Below are 19,754 nucleotides of genomic sequence, written 5' to 3' on the forward strand. Positions count from 1 at the left end.
ATTTCTGTCCTTTTTTAGCCATACAAATATCCCCTTCAAGTTCACTCAATCCTCATGATACCATGCGGACTTTTTTGAGTGTCTACTTGAAGGGGATAATACCATTTCTACGAGTGAGACAGCCTTTTTCAAATTAAATGGATGGACAGATGACCCCGTCCATTAAGCCGAACAGGAACCGCAAGAATGATGCTGACAAAGAGATTTGGTATTCCATGGTAGGATGGTAGCGACGATTCTCAAATATAATGCTGGAGGTTGATGGATGCAGACTTTTTTTCGCTACAACTGGATGGTTCGGGAACAATGGTATCGCTGGTGTGAGGAGGTACCGCAGGAAGAGCTTTTGAGAGAACGCGTCGGCGGTGTCGGCGGTTTATTGAAGACGCTCTTTCATATCGTTGATGTGGAGTGGAGCTGGATTCAAACGATTCAGGGTAAGCCTGATTTTCAGGAGGACTTCTCCCTCCATGCTACGCTGGATAAAGTCCGTGAGCTGGATGCGAAGTTTCGACTTGATGTCGAGCCGTTCGTGCTCGCCTGGCATGAAGGGCTGGAACGAAAAAGGTTTGAAGATCACCTACCGGACGGCAGGATTGTAATTGATGCCTGGGGTGAGGTGATGCGTCATGTCATCGCCCACCAGATTCATCATATCGGGCAGTTGTCCGTATGGTCACGGGAGCTCGGCAAGCCTCCGGTTTCGGCCAATGTAATCGGCAAAGGGCTGATCGAGATCGAGGACCGTGCCAATTCACTTTAAAGATCGAAAGTGGCGAAATGTATATCTACATGAAGGAGGCAACCAAACATTTTTGAACACAGGCCATGTAATTGCGACTGATAAATAGCGACGGTCTATATATATCGTTATTTTTACGAGATGTCAGACTTAGCGAAAAAAGAACAAAAAAAGCTGCCGAGACTTCTCCGGCAGCTTTTGAGGACCTACACCAAGGTCCCTTTTTGCTTTGCATAATATTCGGTGATCAGATCGAGGAACACCTTGGGAAACGCCATGGTGGCCATATCCGCCTCGCTGATCCAGCGGTACCCCGCTGGTAGCGCATTGCGCGTGTGCTCCTCCTGCTCTGCGAGCGCAATCAACGCATCCGGCTTCGCTCCGGTGCTGTAGTCTGCCCGCTGCTCGGCAGCCAGCGGTTGTCCGTTCGCCATTCCTGCAGGGACGGCGACCTCTTCACACTGGAACACACGCAGGTTCCAGTGGATATGGCTGAACGTGTGCTCCGCCTCACGTACAAACTGCACCGGGCGCGCAAGCACGCCCTCTGCCAGCAAATGAGCCGCCAGATGATCCATGGCGGGCTCATCCGGCACCGGGCCGTTGTAGCCCTCCGGCCCGGCAAGCTCGTGCGGCAGCTCCCACATGCGGGCCAACAGGCCCTTGGCCGGACGCTGCCGTACGAGCAGGCGACCTGCGTTCGCGCCGCTGCCCTCGATGAGGGCGACGGAACGCGGCTCCAGCCGCGGCGGCTTCGCCTTCGTCTTCACCGGCAGCGTCTCTTCGCGACCTGCCAGTCGCCCTGAGCAATGCTCCATGACCGGGCAGGTCAGGCACTGGGGCGACTTTGGCGTGCACACCAGCGCCCCTAGCTCCATCAGTGCCTGATTGAAATCGGAGGCCCTCCCTTCGGGGATCAGCTCCCGCACCAGACTTTCCATATGCGCCCGCGTGCTGCCCTTCATAATATCCTCTTCAATGAGGAAATAGCGCGACAGCACCCGCATCACATTGCCATCCACAGCAGGCTCCGGCCGATTGAAGGCGATACTCATAATCGCACCTGTCGTATACGGGCCTACTCCTTTCAGCGCGGCGACGGCCTGTGTATCATCCGGCACCTGTCCGCCGTGAAGCTCGACCACTTGTTTGGCCGCAGCTTGCAAATTCCGGGCTCGGGAATAATAGCCCAGCCCTTCCCACAGCTTGAGCACATCCTCCTCGGGTGCTTCCGCCAGCGCTTCAATCGTCGGAAAACGTGCAATAAAGCGATTGAAATACGGGATCACCGTATCGACACGCGTCTGCTGAAGCATAATTTCCGAAATCCAGATATAAAAAGGATTCCGATGGCGGCGCCACGGCAGATCCCGTTTGTTTCGTGTATACCAGTTCAACAGCTCAAAGCTGAAATAACGTTTTTGTTCCAGTGTATTTGCAGTCATCACATCACGTCTCCTTATATTCGACAATTACAAAAGCAGAGGCAATGTTGGGCTGGTGTGTAATACTCAGGTGAATGCTGTAATCCGAGCTCCCTGTACCTGGCAATTCCAGTCTATCCCACGCGGACGAAGACAAATAAACTGCGGGCTTCCCCCCAGGCTCCGGTAAAATATCCATATCACCGAACCCGATCATCTGCCCGATTCCGCAACCGAAGGCCTTCGTTATCGCTTCCTTTGCAGCAAAGCGCCCTGCTACAAACTCCGTTAGCCTAGCTTTGCGTTCCACAGCAAGCTCACGTTCAGCCGGGGTCAACACCCGTTTCAAAAACGCATCTGCATATTTACCTGCCAAAATGTCAGCCATACGGCTTATTTCCAGCACATCATGTCCAATTCCGTAGATCATTTGGGTATTCCCCGTCCTTTTTATACTTTACTGCACCTATTGTAACAGCGCGTCCACACCATGGCGAGTCACAAAGGCGTAAAGACAGCACCAAAATATGTTAAAATAAGAGTAGCTATAGTTCAATGTATGAATTTAGCTGGTAGACCCATTTAAAAATTCCCGTAGAAAGGAAGAATAGGATGTCAGAAACCATTGTGGTTGAAGCAGGAATAGATGCGGTGATCCGGGCCTCCTGGTTTCCCGCCACAAATACAGCCAAAAGCCTACTCATCATCGCTCATGGCTACAAGGGATTTAAGGATTGGGGTATGTTCCCCTTTATTGCAGAAGCATTGAGCGTGGATAACCATGTCGTAACCTTCAACTTTTCACATAATGGCATAGGTGAGGATTTAGAGAATTTTACCGAGCTGGAAAAGTTCGCACGCAACACCTATAGCCGCGAGCAAGAGGATTTGGATATACTGCTAACCCATCTGAGAGCACGCCACGAGTTCAGAGAATTGCCATTATTTCTGTTAGGGCACAGCCGGGGCGCGGGAAGCTGCTTCGTATACGCTCTGGATCATCCCGGAGAAATATCCGGTGTCATTTCATGGAATGGCGTGACAGATTTGGACCTGTTTACTTTGCCGCAAAAAGAAGAAATGCGCACCAAGGGACGCAGTTATGTTCAAAACGCCAGAACCGGGCAGCAGCTTCCGCTGGATGTAGCCATTCTGAACGATCTGGAGCAAAATCACTCGCGTTTTGCCATCGTGGACAGGCTTGCAGACAGCCAGCTTCCAGCCGTACTTATCCAGGGAACCGAAGACTCCAAACGCCTACGCGAGGGCTCTGCCCTGCTCACCACCGTTCGTCCCGATATTGAATGGGTACAAATTCAAGGTGGCAATCATACCTTCAATACCGTTCATCCATTTCAGGGAGGCAGTCTTCAACTGGAACAGGCGATTACCGAAACCCGCCGCTTCATTGAATGGATCACCAATTAAGCTATACCCCCTTTAATGCAAACGGCGATCCGCCGGGCGGATCGCCGCATTTTTATTGATTTGAGCAGTTCGCAAAAATCCCAAGAGTGATTTACAATTTCATAATCATAAGAATACGCACTTAAACTCCCGGAATGCTTGTCCGCTTATGCGCTGTACGTGTGAAGAAACTTTCCAGCTTTTCGCGTGCCGCCGGGTCAATTTCCTTGCCTTCCAGATAGTCGCTATTTGCTTCGTAGGAGATGCCCAGTTCTTTTTCATCCGTCTGGCCTTCCCACAATCCTGCTGTTGGCGCTTTGTCCAAAATGGCCTGCGGAACTCCAAGGTAGCTGGCCAGCAAACGCACCTGACGCTTGTTCAGCGTACTAAGCGGTGTAATATCGACTGCACCATCGCCCCATTTCGTATAAAAGCCTGTGATGGCTTCTGAAGCGTGGTCTGTGCCAACGACAAGCAGATTCAGCTCGTTCGCCAGTGCGTACTGAACCACCATGCGTGTTCTTGCCTTTACATTCCCTCTCACTTGCGGAGTAATGGAACGTTCAAGACCGATATCCTTTAACGTATGCTCCACTTCCACGGCAACCTTGTCCACCGCTTCCTTGATGTTCGTCTCCCCGGCATATTTCAGGTCGAACGCTTTGGCAACCGCGTAGCTGTGCTCAATATCTTCCTGCTTGCCGTACGGCTGGAACACACCCAGCGTTTTGTACTCTTGCCCCTGCTCCTTCGTCAGCTCATCTGTAGCCTGCTTGCACAAGGCAGCTGCTACAGCACTGTCAATCCCGCCACTGATGGCGATCAGCAGTCCTTTACTTCCGGTTTTCGTTACATACGACTTGAGGAAATCCACGCGCTTGCGGACCTCTGCCTCCACGTTAATCGTAGGCTGTACTCCCAATTCAGCAATAATCTGTTCCTGCAAACTCATCAGATAAACACCTCTTTTTAGGAATTTACTTTATAAGCCAACATGACAAGCCAACATGCAAAAGCCCCGGCAAGTTTCGCAGGCGAAAAATGCGGGGGCATAGCTTGAGCAGTCTTAACGGCAAAAACGATCAAATGCACTGGTCAAATCAGCAGCGATTTGATCAGCCGAACGGTCCTCCACCTGGTGACGCTCGATGAAGTGAACCAACTCGCCGTCTTTCAACAGTGCAATGGAAGGGGAAGATGGCGGATACGGCGCGAAAAATTCGCGAGCCTTCGCCGTTGCTTCCTTATCCTGTCCGGCAAAAACCGTATACAGGTGATCCGGTGTAATATCATGCTTCAGCGCTTCGGCTACACCCGGACGGCATTGACCTGCGGCACAACCGCATACCGAGTTAACAACAACCAGCGTTGTTCCCTTGGCATTAGGCAGCTTAGCCTCCACTTCTTCCGAAGTACGCAGCTCCTGGATTCCAAGATTGGTCAGTTCATCGCGCATGGGTTGAACTGAATCCCTCATATATTGGTCAAAAGACATAGACATATTCTTTCACTCCTTTTCCAAAAATCATGTATACTACGTTGCTTTTTTTATCCACTCACGTGTTCAAGGTACGGATACCTAATCTTCATTATACAATCTTTTTCACGTGTTTTGCAAAAAAACAGATCTATATGTGTACAATTATTTTTGTATGGAATTCATGACAGAAGGCTCGGAATGATCCCGGTAAGCTGGAATGGTTCTACGTAATCGAACTCTAAACTGCGTGCCCATTCCTTCCGCAGAATCTACGGCAATCGTACCGTGGTGTCGCTCTACGATACTTTGACATAAAGCCAGACCCAGACCTGTGCCTTTCGTTTTGGTTGTGTAAAAAGGCTGGAACAGCTTTTCAAGCTGGTTTTGTGGAATTCCCGGACCTGTATCCTTTACTTCCAGCTCCACAAAATCCCCTTCCTCATGCGTGGAGATGGTCAGTACACCCTTTTCACCCATAGCCTCCATCGCATTACGCGATAAGTTAAGCAGCAATTGCTTCATTTCCTTGGGGTTCAAATGCAGCATCGTCACATGATCCTCCAGTTTTAGTTCAATCGTCTGCCCCCTCAGGTTTGCATCTGCCCACAATAATGGCGTGAGCTCGCGAATAATATCGTGAAGATGACATTGCTCCTTCTCAACAATCCGGTTCTGGGCAAGTGAAAGAAAATCGTTAATAATCCCGTTCGCGCGATCCAGTTCCTCCATCACAATACGGTAGTAATGACCGAGGGAATCAGGACTCTTCTCACGCATAAGCTGTAAAAATCCACGCACAACCGCCATGGGATTGCGTATTTCATGAGTAATGCCTGCTGCCATCTGTCCGACCAGACTGAGCCTCTCGAAATTGCCCAGCTCACTGCGCAGAGTCTCCAGCTCTGTAATATCCTGCAAGGCAATAATAGCACCTGTCGTTTTGTTCACATGTTTATCCCGCATGGGGAGAAAGCTGCAGAAGAATACTTTGGGAGATACATTAATAAAATCAGCACTCGCCTCCCCTTGCAACGCTTTCGCAACCCGTTCACTGATCACCGACGAATTCTTAAAATCATATAACGAGGTCAATGGACGACCCACTACCTCAGGCAGCGTAATGAAGGGATTAAAGTCCCGATAGAGTTCCAGCATCGTTTTGTTCATATGTATAACTCGTTCTTCGCTGTCCAGAGTAACAAGGGATAATGGCATCAAATCCATCACCTGACGAAGCTTATCCGCTTCAATTAAGTATTTGCTCGTAAATTCGCTTACATCACGCCGCAGCGCCAGTTTTTCAAAGGCATTATGCATCAGACTCACGACCATTAAACTTGCCAGCACACCTGCAGCAATATTCCATAGCGTTGTAAGCAGATCAGGAATGTTTACCCATATATCCTGTTTGCCCCACAGTAGCGGAAAAAGCGCCTTAAGCAGCATATCAACTACAACGTATACGGAGATCAATAGCTTTTTGTCCGACAATGTTCCTTTTTGAAAGAACTTGACATGCAGCAGCATAAAAGGAAAAAGGATAAAACCTGTGCCCACATACATCATCGACGACATTTCTGTCGACTGGGCTATAATCAGGACCCCCATGAGTGCGGAAGCGGCGAGCGCAAAGGCTGTACGACGTCTACCATACATGATGCCGACAGCGAGGGGAATAATTCCGAGATTGGAAGGTAGACCGTATGGAGTCTGATATTGAAAGAGCGAACATAGCAGTATGGCTGGCAAGCAACATAAATAAAGTATCCCTTGATTCGGACCGGGCAGCAGTTGGCCGCCCCAAACCTTTTTCTTATCTCCATAATCCGTTAATATAGAGAAAAAACCCGCCGATATAACGGCAAGGAGAACCTGGAGCACACTTTCCTTCAACGCAATTAACAAGGACTTTTCCTCCTCCTCATCTTTCCTTGACGCCGTTAGTTGAATTAAAGCACAGGCTACAATATATTACAATATATGTGTTAAAATTCCGGTGTAGAACGACAAAATTTGCAAAATACCGGATGAATACAAGAAAATCGTTTTTACGCGCTTCACAATCCAAAAAAGCGAAAGATCCGCGTGCTTACCACCATAAAGATGAATTAAAGTGACGCTATTAAGATATAATGAAGAAACTGTTACACTATTCTGAATTTTTTGAAAATTGTCGACGAAAAGGAAGAGATTTCATGTCATATGACGTTATTGTAATCGGAGGCGGCTCAGCCGGATTAATGGCCGCTGCGGCAGCCAGCGGTGAGGGCGCCAAGGTGCTTTTACTGGAAAAGGGAAATAAACTCGGGCGCAAGCTCGGTATTTCCGGTGGAGGGCGCTGCAATGTTACAAATGCAAAGGAGCTGGACGAGCTAATCCGGCACATTCCCGGCAATGGTCGTTTTCTCCACAGTGCGCTGGCGGCTTTCGGCAATCGGGATATCATCGCCTTTTTTGAACAGCTGGGCATAGCCCTAAAGGAGGAAGACAACGGGCGTATGTTCCCCGTGACGGACAAAGCCAAAACCGTTGTCGATGCTTTGGTTAACAAGGTACGTTCTCAAGGGGTCGACATTCGCACAAACTGCCCCATACAAGAGGTTATTTACAAAGAAGGTCATACGGCTGGAGTACGGCTGCGTTCCGGGGAAATCCTGCGCAGCCGGAACGTCATTGTAGCCGTTGGTGGCAAGTCTGTCCCGCATACAGGCTCGGAGGGTGACGGCTATGCTTGGGCCGAGCAAGCAGGGCATACGATTACGGAGCTGTATCCAACGGAGGTTCCGTTGACGTCAGGCGAGACCTTCATCCAGACGAAGGAGCTTCAGGGACTTTCCTTACGCGATATCAGCCTGACCGTATGGAATGCGAAGCAGAAGAAGGTTGTCGCCCACGAAGGAGATATGATTTTCACACATTTTGGTCTGTCTGGACCAACCGCTTTGCGGTGCAGTCAGTTTGTCGTAAAGGGAATGAAAAAGGACAAGACCAGCACGGTGCTGCTGACTCTCGATTTGCAGCCTCACAAGCATGCCGATGAAGTCTACCGCGAAACGCTGGAGTTGGCGGCAGCCGATGCTAAAAAGGCGATCAAAAATGTGCTTAAGCCTTATTTACCGGAACGCTTGATTCCATTATTGCTCCAGCAAGCACAGCTGCGTGAGGATTTAACGTATGATCATATTCCGAAGCAGCAATGGCAGGAGCTCGCCCATCGCATCAAGGCGTTTCCAATCCGCGTGAACGGTACACTCTCTCTGAAGGAAGCTTTTGTTACCGGGGGCGGTGTGAATTTGAAGGAGATCAATCCCAAAACCATGGAGTCCAAGCTGATGCCCGGATTGTTTTTCTGCGGTGAGATTTTGGATATTCATGGTTATACTGGTGGCTATAATATTACAGCGGCGTTTACGACAGGACACACAGCAGGAACACAAGCAGCTTTAAACGAGATGCTGTAGGAGTGTGGAGACACTACGCGTAGGCTTTGATCCTACGATCGCTGTTGCTTCTCCAGATTCAAATCCTCCGCTTCGCTGCATACAACCACTGCATCCTCATTTTTTGGGGGAGATAGGAAAAGGAAATGAAAAAGACTTAAATCAGTTGTATTGCTGATTTAAGTCTTTTTTAATTAAGCGTAACGACCCAATTCTATGCTATTTTCTTAAACCTCAATAATGATAGGTAAAATCATGGGCCTTCTCTTGGTCTGACTGTAAATAAACCCACCCACATCATCTTTTAGCATCTGCTTAATCAGACCCCACTGACTCATTTCGGTTTCTGTTAATTCGTTCACTGTGGACATAATCGTTTCGTGGATTTGTTTCATGAGGTCTTCGGAATCCCTAACATATACAAATCCCCTTGAAATGACCTCGGGGGTTGCGAGCATTTGCTTCTCGCTTTTGCTCAACGTCATCACAATAATCAGCATTCCGTCTGAGGAAAGTTTTTTGCGGTCTCGCAGTACAATGTTACCTACGTCACCTGTCACCAGCCCATCGACCAGACTATTGCCGGATGGTACTTTGGGACCGAGGGATGCCCTTCCTTCTTCGACTTGAATGGTCTCCCCGTTACGGACGATGAATACATTTTCCATAGGAATGCCCACAGACTCTGCAAGCTGACGATGACGATACAGCATTCTAAATTCACCATGTATCGGGATTAAATACTGTGGTTTCATCAAAGTCATCATTAATTTCAGCTCTTCCTGGCTACCATGACCGGATACATGCATCCCTGTGGAGCTGCCTGATCCATAAATAACCTGCGCACCCAGCACATACAAGTTGTCAATCACCTGGGAAAGATTTCGCTCATTCCCGGGTATCGCTCCCGCAGCAATGATCACAGTATCACCGGGTAAAATTTCGATTTTGGGATGCAGGGAGTTCGCTAACCGGGATAATGCGGCCATAGGCTCGCCCTGACTTCCTGTACATAAAACTGCGATTTCTTCTGCGGGAAACCGCTCTGTTTCTCCCGGCTCGATCAACAAGTCCTCCGGCATTTTCAAGAAGCCCAGCTCCTTGGCCACTGTCACCACATTTATCATGCTGCGTCCAAGTAAAACAAGTTTGCGACCTGTTTCCACAGCCGCATCAATAACTTGTTGGACACGGTTCACATTAGATGCAAACGTGGAGATAAATACCTGCTGCTTGGCTCTGGCAAAGGCATCCAGAATATGCCCGCCGACCAAACGTTCTGAAGGGGTAAATCCTGGTCTTTCTGCATTTGTGCTTTCAGAGAGAAGCACTTTAACTCCTTTTTTTCCGATTTCGGCCATTCGATGAAGATCTGGAAAAGGTCCGCTTACGGGAGACATATCGAATTTGAAGTCGCCGGTATGGACCACATTTCCTTCCGGTGTCTGAAAAAAGACGCCCAGGCAATCCGGGATGCTATGGACGGTGGTGAAAAAGGATGCCTGGATCGTGCCTATATCGATGGTTGAATTCGCGTCTATAAGATGAAGCTCAGCATCACGTAAAAGACTGTGCTCTTTTAACTTAATTTTTAACAATTCTATGGTGAGCTTTGTCCCAAATACGGGAATATTGATTTGCTTCAGCAAATAAGGAATGCCTCCGATGTGGTCCTCATGTCCGTGAGTCACGATGAGCGCTCTGACTTTGTCCTGATTTTCCAGCAAATAGGTGACGTCAGGTACAATGAGGTCAATACCAGGCAAATTTTCATCAGGAAACTTGGAACCACAATCGATAACAACAATATCCTGATCGTATTGAATGAAATACATGTTTTTCCCGATTTCATTCACACCGCCTAGAGCAGCAATGAGTAATCTATTATCAGCAAGCATCAAGTTTATTTCCTCCTTAGGAAAATGCTATCCATATTATTCATTTTCCACGTAAACTTATGCACTCCCTATGGAAAGAAGTGAATATCCCTCCATACACACAAGAGCACTTCTCTCCCTACGACACAAAAAAAACCTTGTCTCTTAAAAGACAGGGTTTTCTGCTTGACTTATTAGATGCCCACCGCTGCCGAAATAGCAGCAAAAATAGCAGCAACTAGCCACAGGATCGGGAATAGTTTGAAGATTACCTTTAGCCACTGTCCAAAGCTGATCCGGGCAATGGCCAATCCTGCCAGCAGTACGCCGCCTGTCGGTGAAATGAGATTGGTTAACCCGTTGCCAAATTGGTACGCTGTGACTACTGCCTCACGATTGATGCCCACAAGATCGCCAAGCGGTGCAAGTACAGGCATAGTTAGCGCAGCTTCTCCCGAAGAAGATGGGACCAGGAAGGTAATAATATTATGCGCAACTAGCATAATGGTAGTGAACAAGTAGCTTGGCAGTCCCTCCAGGATGCTTGCGAGCGCATTTAATACAGTGTCGATGATCATACCTTGCTCAGCGATAATCAAGATTCCGCGTGCGAGACCTATGATTACTGCAGCGTAGATAAATTCTCCACACCCTTTTACAAAATTCTCGGCTATTTCCTTTTGACTCATTTTGGTAACGATACCGACGAAGATACCGAGTGCGAAGAAAAGGGCACCGATTTCCGTCATATACCAGCCTTTGACCAAAATTCCCCAGACAATTGCTCCGAGCGTTACAATAAACCCGCCTATAATTAACTTGTCACGAAACGTAAAGACGACGTCGATACCTGTGTTTTCTTTTATATATTGCTCGCGATTTATAATATCACTCTGAAGCACAATGGATTTTTCCGGATTTCGCTTAACCCGGTGCGCATACCACATCGTAAAGGCGATCGAAATCCCAGTAAATACAAGCCATTCAATAAATCTCAGCCAGAGCTGAGGGTTCCCCTCCACTCCTGCTATCCCTTGGGCAATCAAAACTGAAAATGGGTTTACAGTCGAACCAACGTATCCGATCTGTGTTCCCAAAAATAGAATGAGGATAGCTGTCATAGAATCGAAGCCCAGAGCAAACATCAACGGAATAAAGATCGCATACAGCGGAATAATTTCTTCACTCATCCCAAAGGTGGAGCCTCCGAGACTGAAAATGACCATGGCAATGGGAATAAGCAGTATCCCCTTCTGTTTCAGCCGTCCAGCAAGAACTGTCAAGGCACGATCAATGGCTCCTGTTTGCAAAATAATCCCGAAGGCGCCACCCACAATAAGCACAAAGGAGACGACATCAGCGGCATTAATAATCCCCTCAATTGGAGCAGAGAGAATTTGCGGGAGTCCCTGCCTTAAATCACCTTCTGCACCAGTCTTGGGTACGGTATGATAAGTTCCCGAAACAATTGCCGTTTTGGTCACACCGTTGACTGTCACTTCATGACGCTCAAATTGTCCACTGGGCACAATCCATGTCAATGCGGCGACTGCGATAATAATCAAAAATATTAATGTATAGCTATGGGGCAAGGATAATTTCCATTTCTTCTTGATGTTCATGTTATCCCTCATTCCAAGAATGGTTGGACGAATGGTTACAAAAACGGTTACAAAAAACAGTTAACCGTTATAAGTAACCTTCCCTCCCATGATGGTCAGTATCACTTGGGCATCCCTGATATCGCCAGCAGATGCATTAAGGAGGTTGCGGTCAAAAACAGCAATGTCAGCATATTTTCCAGCTTCCAGCGTACCTGTATCCTCTTCCATATAACAATGTCTGGCTCCATTAATGGTCCATGCCTTTAAAACTTCGGATGGTGGCATACCGCGATCGCGATACCAGCCTCCAGCAGGTGAACCGTCTGGAAATAACCGGTGAGAAGCTGAGTACAGTGAATCGGGAACACTGGAGATAAAAAGGGGTAGATCAGTTCCAATGGTTATCGGCACATTAGCTTCCAGCATGGATTTATAATTATAAAAGCGGTTTTTTCATTCTCTTTGCCTACTACAACAGGCATATAAGCCTCTTCATAGGCAGGATTCAGTAGCAGGATTTGGGCATAGACTTCGGCAAAAATTTCGTTCTCACCCATAAAGGGCTTTATATTGGATACCTGTGGCGATATCAAGCGGTTCAACGACCGGTTCAAGCGCAAAATGAAATCTGAGCAGCAGTTCATCCTCATCTTGCAGTTCTTTGACAATGGACAGCAGCTCGCTGTGTCTGTCAAAACCAATATCTTTTATGGAAGTAACCCCTCGTGCCGCCAGCATTCGGCTAAACTCCATAAACTCTTGCTTGACCTGGCTGTGGTCCTGCATCATTGCTTGGAGCAGCAAAGCACGTGCCTCGGCACTGCATTGATCCGGCGAAAATTGATATTTCTCCTGAGCCAACTGATTCATCCAGCAGTAACTCTTATTTAGATTAATGGCGATGACCGCCCGATCGGGGAACAGTTCATCCAACAAGCTTTGTTCAGGCAGGCTGCCCCAATGTTCTTCGCTCCACCCGTAAGCGTTTACATCATTGCCAGGCGGAAGTTTGCTTGCCTCCTGTAACAATAATGCTGCAGCTTCTTCTATTGAGGCTGTATGATTCAAATCCACGCCCCGATGCATCGACATATATCCGGTAAAAAACACATGGTTATCATGAACTCCCGGCATGACAAAGGCATCACCCAAATCATAGACAGCCGTTTTATCTCCTATCCAAGCCTGTGCGTCTTCGGGATGCCCCACTGCTGCAATCCGTTCTCCTCACAATGCAATAAACCCAGGCAAAGCTTCATCTTCCAACCCATTAAAAATAGCATTTGACAGTAGAACTTTGTCCGCTAATTCGTTATTCTTCCGTTGCACATGTTCACCACCTTATGATTTATCCACCATCATCATAATGTATTATAACGTTATAATGATGCTTCTGCTTCTCCTTATTTGGATGGAAGCAGAAGCTACGCCGTACCTGAACAGCCTTGCGTAACAGGCAACGGATTTATATTGAGAATTGATAACGGTCTCCGATGATGTACTGCTTACCTACATGAACGGGGCTTCCGTGCTGATCATAAATAATCGTATGCATGTAGAACAACGCCTGCCCGATGCCCGTCTCCAACAGCTTTGCCTGATATTCATCGGCCAAAGCGATTTGTAGGATTGTCTCTCCCGGTTGATTAGGATCGATGCTGTATTTTTCACGCAGTAGTTCGTACACAGACCCCTCCAGCTGCTCGTCCATTAGAAAAGCAAACCGGTCATAAGGATAAAAATTATTCTCCAGCATGAGCGGTCGATCACCGGCGTATCTTTTGCGCTGAATATATAGCACTTTCTCTCCCTGTTGCAGCTGTAGCTGAGGTGCAATTTCCTCATCCGCTTCCAGAATTTCACGTTCTGTGACCACACTGTGTGAAGAGAGCCCGTTGGACTTACAGGCAGCCGTAAAGCTGATTACATGTTCAATCTTCCGTCCGATTTTGGGTACATTGACAAAGGTGCCTTTGCCTTGACGTTTGGTCAGATACCCCTCATGAACCAATTCGGCAATTGCCTTTCTTACGGTAATTCGACTTACATTATAGGTCTCGCTTAGCTCAGTTTCCGTCGGTATACGACTTCCCTGTGTAAATGTTCCATTATGAATAGCGGTTTTGACCGCTTTTTGTAATTGAATATATAATGGCTCTGCCTGTTCTGAATTCAACATACGATACCCTCACTTGTCATATAACGTTATATCACTCCCACTTAGAGTATCAAAGGTTACATATTTTTACAAGTGAAGATATTTGAAAATGAATATTAATAACGAACGCCGTATCCGAAAGAACCTTCTATCAAACAGCTCTCGGCGGCAACCCTTGAGCCTTCTACCATAGCATCCTGAATGTTTTTGTTTTTCAAAAAGCTCAGTAAAAAGGCAGTAATATAAGAGTCTCCCGCCCCCATGGTATCCACAGCGTCAACGGAATCAGGCATTTGGAAATAAAACCTTGTTCCATCATAGGCGATAGATCTATCGCCACCGCGTGTAGCAACCAGAATCTGCCCTTCTTTTTTTCGTTTAGAGCGGACATAACTCTGTGTCTCTTCGTCTGTCATGTGGCTGCACGAGAAAAAAGCAAAATCGGCATGCGTAATATATTGTTCCACCTGTGTATCCGCAAAATCATCCGAGAAGTCAAAGGAAAGAGGAATTCCCAGCGCCTCCAATTCAGACAGCAAATGCCCCGTATGACTGTACAAGCCAGTATGAATAAGGTCGAACCCGCGAAGATAGGCCTTGTCATCCTCGCTCAGCTTCAGTGGATGAAGACGGGTAACTCCCCCCTCATTGCTCCCGAGAAATACTCTGTCTCCCTCTTCCAATGTTACACGTGCACAGCCGTTCTCCCCGCTGTGATATCTGCACCGGGAGATGTCGATGTTAAGCTCACGGAGAGTGTGTTCTACATGCCGCGCTTCGTTATCATCTCCGAATACTCCTATAAAGGCAGCATCTACTCCCGCTTTTTTGGCAAACACACTGAAATTAAGCGCATTGCCGCCAGGGTACATCATGCGCAGATGAACGTATTTATCTACCACATTATCGCCAATGCCTACAACTTTCATGATGGTTTCCTCCTGTTGGTAAGTGCGCTTAGTAAGCTACTTTGCCCATATAACGGCGTGTTTCCAGTGGATGATTGCGTACATTAGCGAGTGCTTCACGATAAACACATACGATGCTGTAAAATAAAACCGGATTAAAAACCTCGACGACTTCGTCGGCAATGGTTCCAATTCCAAGCTCCTTCGCATCGATCACTTCCACTTTCTCGGCATATTGATTCAGGAAAGTCCGTGCCCGCTCATCCAGTACCCGTGTGCGTCCTTCGTTGATCATCAGAATAAATGGAGTTTCTTTATCCGTTACTTCAAACGGGCCGTGGAAAAATTCACCAGAGTGGATTGAAACCGCATGAAGCCATTGCATTTCCATCAGAGAACAGATCGCAAATCCGTAGGCATGTCCATAGGATGCTCCGCTGGTCAGGATATAGAAGAGTTCCTCTTTGCGATATTTGTCCGCAAATACGCTAGCACGTGGTTCAACTTGCTTTTTGGCCCGGTTAATAATTCCGTTAATTGCCCCCAGTCCGTTCTGGAAAGCTTGGTAATGAGCGTAGCCTTCCGTGATATTAAGCAACTCAACAGTAAGCTCCAAAATAATGGCCATCGGATTATTTTTTACATCACTCTCCTCTCCCCATTCATAGAGGAAAACATGACCAGAGTAGTTAAGCAATGTCGCTTCACTGTTATGGGTTAAGCCGATCGTGTGAGCGCCTTTTTCTTTAGCTGATTGAGCAGCCGCTACTGATTCCGGCGTATTTCCTCCGTGAGAGCAAACAATGACTACTGAGTTTTCACCAAGCCGTTTTGGCAGCGCATGCACAAATTCATTCGCTGTATACATCCCTGCTATCAGCTTCTTTGCTTCACTATCCAGAAAGTATTTTGAAGGATACATATCAACTAGTGAGCCTCCGCATGCCACTAAATAAACCTCGGAAATCTCTCCATTCATTTGTTCAAAAATCGTCTGAACGGTCTGTTGTACATTCATTGTTATCTCTCCTTTTTTATATAACGTTATATAACGTATTGTTTACGAGATAAATATAAGCGCTTTCGACAAAAGTGTCAAGCCCATTCCTAAAAAAGCTCTAATCCTTTGTGCAGGATTAGAGCAAAAAATTTTCTCACAACTAAAAATATCGTTCTTACAGGTGAGTTTGTCCGAATAAACTAATAGACAAATATCCTACAAATACTCAAGGAGGAGAGCAGCATTAATACATTTTTTGGTTATATTTTTCTAGGTTTGTCACTTTCGGCTCCCATTGGACCGATCAATAGCGCACAATTGGATCGAGGTATCAAACATGGGTTTTGGCACGCCTGGTTTATTGGGCTCGGTGCAATAACCGCAGATATAATTTATATGCTGCTTGTTTATTTGGGAATGATTCACCTGCTTAATGCCCCATTTGTTAAAGCTTTTTTATGGATGTTTGGTTTTTTCGTGCTTGTGTATACAGGACTTGAAAGCATTAAAAATGCAGGTGTCATTGCGCAAGCCGAATTAAGGGGAAGTAGTAATACATTAACCAATTCCTTTCTGACGGGCTTCCTGATGTCATTATTTAATCCTATCTCCATCCTGTTCTGGCTTGGCATTTACGGCTCGATACTGGCAAACGTCGCGGAAACATATCCCGTACAGCAGCTATTGATATATAGTGGAGCCATTGTGTTGGGCGTGCTGCTCTGGGATGTGACTATGGCTGCCGCTTCAAGTATTTTTCGAAGATTTCTAAAAAGCGGAGTGCTTAAAACCATCTCATGGCTGTCCGGATTATCGCTTATAGGCTTTGGCCTTTATTTTGGTTTACAGGCATTAAAGTTACTGTTTTTTCACTAAGACTTGGCTTTTTTGACATGATGACTGGATCTAACCGTATGCTTTCGGCGAACCCACTGTACAATGAAATCACATATCGCAATCAACAAGACAAGCAGTAGGCTAATGTAAAACCCCGGACGGCTAAGCTTGTGAAAAAAAGATCCGACTACAGCCATAACGATCAACAATAATCCGATCCAGCGTTTAATGTTGCTTGATCTGCTTGGCTCCAGTAATTTTCCCGAAGACAGCAATATAAAACACCAGTTATAAAGTAGCATTAAACCAGCCGCAGTTGTGATATATTCATATACTTTCCCCGGTAGCAATAACGACATCACAATGGCTGCGATTAGTCCAACGGAGATTAAACTAAGTGCAAAAAGAGGATATTTCCCCTTCCACTTTCGTGAAAATAAGGTGGGAGCATCTCCTTCCTGTGCAAGCGTAATCATCATAGATGTTTCTGCGTATAGGGATGCGGTCATCGTTGAAAAACCTGCAATGATAAGCACTCCGTTAAATAAATGGGGAACAAAGGCCAAATGATCGCTGCTGAGCGCAAGCACAAAAGGACTTTCTTTTGGATTAAAGGCACTTAACGGTACCATAGCCACAGCCAGGCCAATAGAAAGCATATATACCGTAACCAGCGTAATCAGCATCACCTTTCCGGCTTTAGGTGCTTCCTTAGGCTGTTGGAGCCGGTTAGACATAATTCCGAGTACTTCAATACCTCCGTATGCATAAAAGGCAAAAATAAAAGAAGACCACAACCCTATGCCGCCGGTTGGAAAAAAATCTTTGTAATGGATTGGGAGCCTAGGATTATATTTTCCTCCTCCAATCCAACCTGCCAAAAGAGCAATAGCCAGAACCAGAAACATAACAATCGCTGCCATCTTGATGATGGCCAGTACATTTTCAACACGGTCAAAACCTTTATTTCCAAAAAAAACAATTACCAGCCCGAGAATTCCGAACCCTGCCGCAAAGATCCACATCGGTACCTCAGGAAACCAAAAGCGCGAGAATATGGACAGCGCAGTTAGCTGACTCCCATTAATAAGCAGTTCCGAGAACCAATAGACCCAACCACTACCGAAGCCCGCCCAGCTCCCAAATGCTTTTTGGGCATAGGAACGGAAAGAACCCTGCTCTGGATGATCTGCTGTCATACGCGAAAGGGCATCAAACACGACATACGTCCCAACCGCTGCAAAGAAGTATGCAATTAAAACAGACGGACCGCCAATGGAAATCGCTAAGCCGGACCCGAGAAAGTAACCTGTGCCAATAGTGCCTGCAACCCCTAACAAGCTAAGCTGCCACCATTTTAACTTTTGATCGTTTTGCATGCGAGCAGAAGGCTTATTCCCCATAAAATCACCCTATTCCTGAATTTGGGACAGAGTTGTCCACTTTTTTAGATTGCCCCTTCGTTCCCATTTCATGTGGATGTCTAATTCATTTAAGTCTCCTCCCCAGATCTGTAACAAATTAGGCCCCATATATAAGCAAAAGCACCTTCAAGGCCACGATTTCAATGGTTGTGAAGGTGCTTTTTATATACTGTAATGGAAAGTTAGAGATGGATACTGCCGGAAAAGCCATCCACTTCATCTTCCGGCTGTTGATCAGAGCTCACGTTATGCTCCTGTATCGTATTGTCATATGTTTGAGAAGAGCCGTTTTTATACGCTTCGCTCCAATCTTCATTGATAATGTGCGCCGGGATAATCCAATCCTCCGGGCTATAACCTGGATTTTGTACACCGATATTACCTTGCCCACCTGGACGAAAAGAGACAATTCCCGTCTGGATGATGCTTCCTTCATAGGCTTGGCAAATTTCCAGTGCAGACAGAACATCCTGGTTCTCAACATGAACACTAAGACCCGTTTCACCGTTTGTGCTGGCAGCGTATCCAATTTCCTTTAATGTTTCACAGGCTTGAGCGGCCTGCTGCGAATCACGAAATTGAAAACGAAAAGAACCCGTATCCATGTGCCTCATCTCCTCTGAAGTACTTATTTTGTTATTTGGGATTTATATTGTTAGGTTATTTTTTAATATAACCAACTGGAACGATATTCTTACATTCAAAACCTTTATTTTTCAAAAATTTACTTTAAAGCTTTGAAATTAAATAATTAAAAAAGCAGCTACTGTGACAAATCGCATGTTTTCCCTACGTAAATCCCTTTATGCTAGTAACAAGGGTATGGTTGCCCGGTCATCCGAACCGAGCGGTCAAAGGATGCCCAAATCCATACATAAAGGCGGAATGAAGATGATAGATTACCGAACATTGGTGACACAGCAATCCATGCATTTATATAGCGTGTTTGCCAAGTCATTCAAAAGTGTAAACGAACATGCGGTTGCTGGCATCAAAACGGTGGGCTTCAACCCAACGGCCTTCGCCGTGATGGAAGTTCTATATCACAAGGGGGCGCAGCCGATCCAACAGATTGGAGCTAAGCTGCTACTGCAAAGCGGAAATGTTACTTATGTTATCGACAAGCTGGAGAGCCGCGGTTATTTGCACCGTCACCCGTGCGACCAGGATCGTCGGATTATATATGCAGAATTGACGGACGAAGGACAACGCGTTATGGACGAAATTTACCCTGACTATACACGTCAGATTGAACGTGCCTTTAGCGGAATCAACGAAACCGAAAGAGATCAACTTATCGGTTTACTTAAAAAATTGGGGCGCAGCGCCGATAACCTGTCACCCTATCACAAGTAGACTTACCAGATCGACTAATTGACTAACCGTAAGTGGCGTTTTTCACAAAGAGTCTGCACCACGTGTAAAGTGGGGCAGACTCTTTATGTCTATATCT

18 protein-coding genes and 1 pseudogene are annotated in these 19,754 nt (G+C 46.6%); 5 read left to right on the forward strand and 14 right to left on the reverse strand.

Annotated features, from left to right (window positions below; all coding sequences use genetic code 11):
- Positions 1-265: 265 nt before the first annotated feature.
- A complete protein-coding gene (locus tag LCF57_RS18775; RefSeq protein ID WP_226002064.1) occupies positions 266-763 on the forward strand; it encodes a DinB family protein in 498 nt (165 codons plus the stop codon).
- A 185-nt stretch (positions 764-948) separates the two neighbouring features.
- On the opposite strand, the gene mutY is transcribed toward LCF57_RS18775, so the two are convergent.
- Both mutY and acpS read right to left on the reverse strand, forming a co-directional pair.
- The gene (mutY, locus tag LCF57_RS18780; protein WP_226002065.1) at positions 949-2,187 is read right to left on the reverse strand and encodes an A/G-specific adenine glycosylase; all 1,239 of its coding nucleotides are present in this window, start codon (positions 2,185-2,187) and stop codon (positions 949-951) included.
- Positions 2,188-2,191: 4 nt separating this feature from the next.
- Positions 2,192-2,596 (reverse strand): holo-ACP synthase, encoded by a 405-nt coding sequence (gene acpS / locus LCF57_RS18785; protein ID WP_226002066.1) that lies wholly within the window; start codon positions 2,594-2,596, stop codon positions 2,192-2,194.
- A gap of 182 nt (positions 2,597-2,778) precedes the next feature.
- On the opposite strand from acpS, the gene LCF57_RS18790 reads away from it, so the two are divergent.
- Positions 2,779-3,594 (forward strand): alpha/beta hydrolase family protein, encoded by an 816-nt coding sequence (locus LCF57_RS18790; RefSeq protein ID WP_226002067.1) that lies wholly within the window; start codon positions 2,779-2,781, stop codon positions 3,592-3,594.
- Between the two features lie 121 nt (positions 3,595-3,715).
- Here LCF57_RS18790 and nadE read toward each other — a convergent pair whose 3' ends face one another.
- The 3 genes from nadE to LCF57_RS18805 form a co-directional block, all read right to left on the reverse strand.
- Positions 3,716-4,525, reverse strand: a complete 810-nt coding sequence (gene nadE / locus LCF57_RS18795; protein ID WP_226002068.1) for an ammonia-dependent NAD(+) synthetase — start codon at positions 4,523-4,525, stop codon at positions 3,716-3,718.
- A gap of 114 nt (positions 4,526-4,639) precedes the next feature.
- Positions 4,640-5,074: a BrxA/BrxB family bacilliredoxin gene (locus tag LCF57_RS18800; protein WP_025719720.1), complete on the reverse strand. Its 435-nt coding sequence runs from the start codon at positions 5,072-5,074 to the stop codon at positions 4,640-4,642.
- Between the two features lie 141 nt (positions 5,075-5,215).
- On the reverse strand, positions 5,216-6,958 hold the full coding sequence (locus tag LCF57_RS18805; protein ID WP_226002069.1) for a two-component system sensor histidine kinase NtrB: 1,743 nt from the start codon (positions 6,956-6,958) through the stop codon (positions 5,216-5,218).
- Between the two features lie 290 nt (positions 6,959-7,248).
- Between LCF57_RS18805 and LCF57_RS18810 the strand changes: the two genes are divergently transcribed.
- Positions 7,249-8,514: an NAD(P)/FAD-dependent oxidoreductase gene (locus tag LCF57_RS18810; RefSeq protein ID WP_226002070.1), complete on the forward strand. Its 1,266-nt coding sequence runs from the start codon at positions 7,249-7,251 to the stop codon at positions 8,512-8,514.
- A 206-nt stretch (positions 8,515-8,720) separates the two neighbouring features.
- On the opposite strand, the gene LCF57_RS18815 is transcribed toward LCF57_RS18810, so the two are convergent.
- The 7 genes and pseudogenes from LCF57_RS18815 to LCF57_RS18845 all read right to left on the reverse strand — a co-directional run bounded on the left by LCF57_RS18815 (position 8,721) and on the right by LCF57_RS18845 (position 16,058).
- Positions 8,721-10,391, reverse strand: coding sequence for a ribonuclease J (locus tag LCF57_RS18815; RefSeq protein ID WP_226002083.1), 1,671 nt, complete (start codon positions 10,389-10,391; stop codon positions 8,721-8,723).
- A 173-nt stretch (positions 10,392-10,564) separates the two neighbouring features.
- Complete coding sequence (locus LCF57_RS18820; protein WP_226002071.1) at positions 10,565-11,992, reverse strand: YfcC family protein; 1,428 nt, start codon at positions 11,990-11,992, stop codon at positions 10,565-10,567.
- Between the two features lie 60 nt (positions 11,993-12,052).
- A pseudogene (locus tag LCF57_RS18825) lies at positions 12,053-12,403 on the reverse strand (amidohydrolase family protein); the annotation flags it as partial.
- Between the two features lie 120 nt (positions 12,404-12,523).
- Entirely contained in the window at positions 12,524-13,183 is a 660-nt protein-coding gene (locus LCF57_RS18830; RefSeq protein ID WP_226002073.1) for an amidohydrolase family protein, read from the reverse strand.
- A gap of 256 nt (positions 13,184-13,439) precedes the next feature.
- Positions 13,440-14,153: a GntR family transcriptional regulator gene (locus LCF57_RS18835; protein ID WP_226002074.1), complete on the reverse strand. Its 714-nt coding sequence runs from the start codon at positions 14,151-14,153 to the stop codon at positions 13,440-13,442.
- A 95-nt stretch (positions 14,154-14,248) separates the two neighbouring features.
- Positions 14,249-15,061 carry a PfkB family carbohydrate kinase gene (locus LCF57_RS18840; RefSeq protein WP_226002075.1) on the reverse strand — a complete coding sequence of 271 codons (813 nt, stop codon included), beginning with the start codon at positions 15,059-15,061 and terminating at the stop codon, positions 14,249-14,251.
- Positions 15,062-15,089: 28 nt separating this feature from the next.
- Positions 15,090-16,058 (reverse strand): SIS domain-containing protein, encoded by a 969-nt coding sequence (locus LCF57_RS18845; protein ID WP_226002076.1) that lies wholly within the window; start codon positions 16,056-16,058, stop codon positions 15,090-15,092.
- Between the two features lie 258 nt (positions 16,059-16,316).
- Between LCF57_RS18845 and LCF57_RS18850 the strand changes: the two genes are divergently transcribed.
- Positions 16,317-16,916, forward strand: a complete 600-nt coding sequence (locus tag LCF57_RS18850) for a LysE family translocator (RefSeq protein WP_264083708.1) — start codon at positions 16,317-16,319, stop codon at positions 16,914-16,916.
- On the opposite strand, the gene LCF57_RS18855 is transcribed toward LCF57_RS18850, so the two are convergent.
- Positions 16,913-18,280, reverse strand: coding sequence for an amino acid permease (locus LCF57_RS18855; protein ID WP_226002077.1), 1,368 nt, complete (start codon positions 18,278-18,280; stop codon positions 16,913-16,915). The two genes, LCF57_RS18850 and LCF57_RS18855, sit on opposite strands and share 4 nt — an antisense overlap.
- A 203-nt stretch (positions 18,281-18,483) precedes the next feature.
- A complete protein-coding gene (locus tag LCF57_RS18860) occupies positions 18,484-18,906 on the reverse strand; it encodes a hypothetical protein (protein ID WP_226002078.1) in 423 nt (140 codons plus the stop codon).
- A gap of 286 nt (positions 18,907-19,192) precedes the next feature.
- Between LCF57_RS18860 and LCF57_RS18865 the strand changes: the two genes are divergently transcribed.
- Positions 19,193-19,657 carry a MarR family winged helix-turn-helix transcriptional regulator gene (locus tag LCF57_RS18865; protein ID WP_226002079.1) on the forward strand — a complete coding sequence of 155 codons (465 nt, stop codon included), beginning with the start codon at positions 19,193-19,195 and terminating at the stop codon, positions 19,655-19,657.
- Positions 19,658-19,754 lie beyond the last annotated feature (97 nt).

Origin of the sequence: Paenibacillus sp. BJ-4 (assembly GCF_020404765.1) — a bacterium.
Taxonomy (GTDB): domain Bacteria; phylum Bacillota; class Bacilli; order Paenibacillales; family Paenibacillaceae; genus Paenibacillus.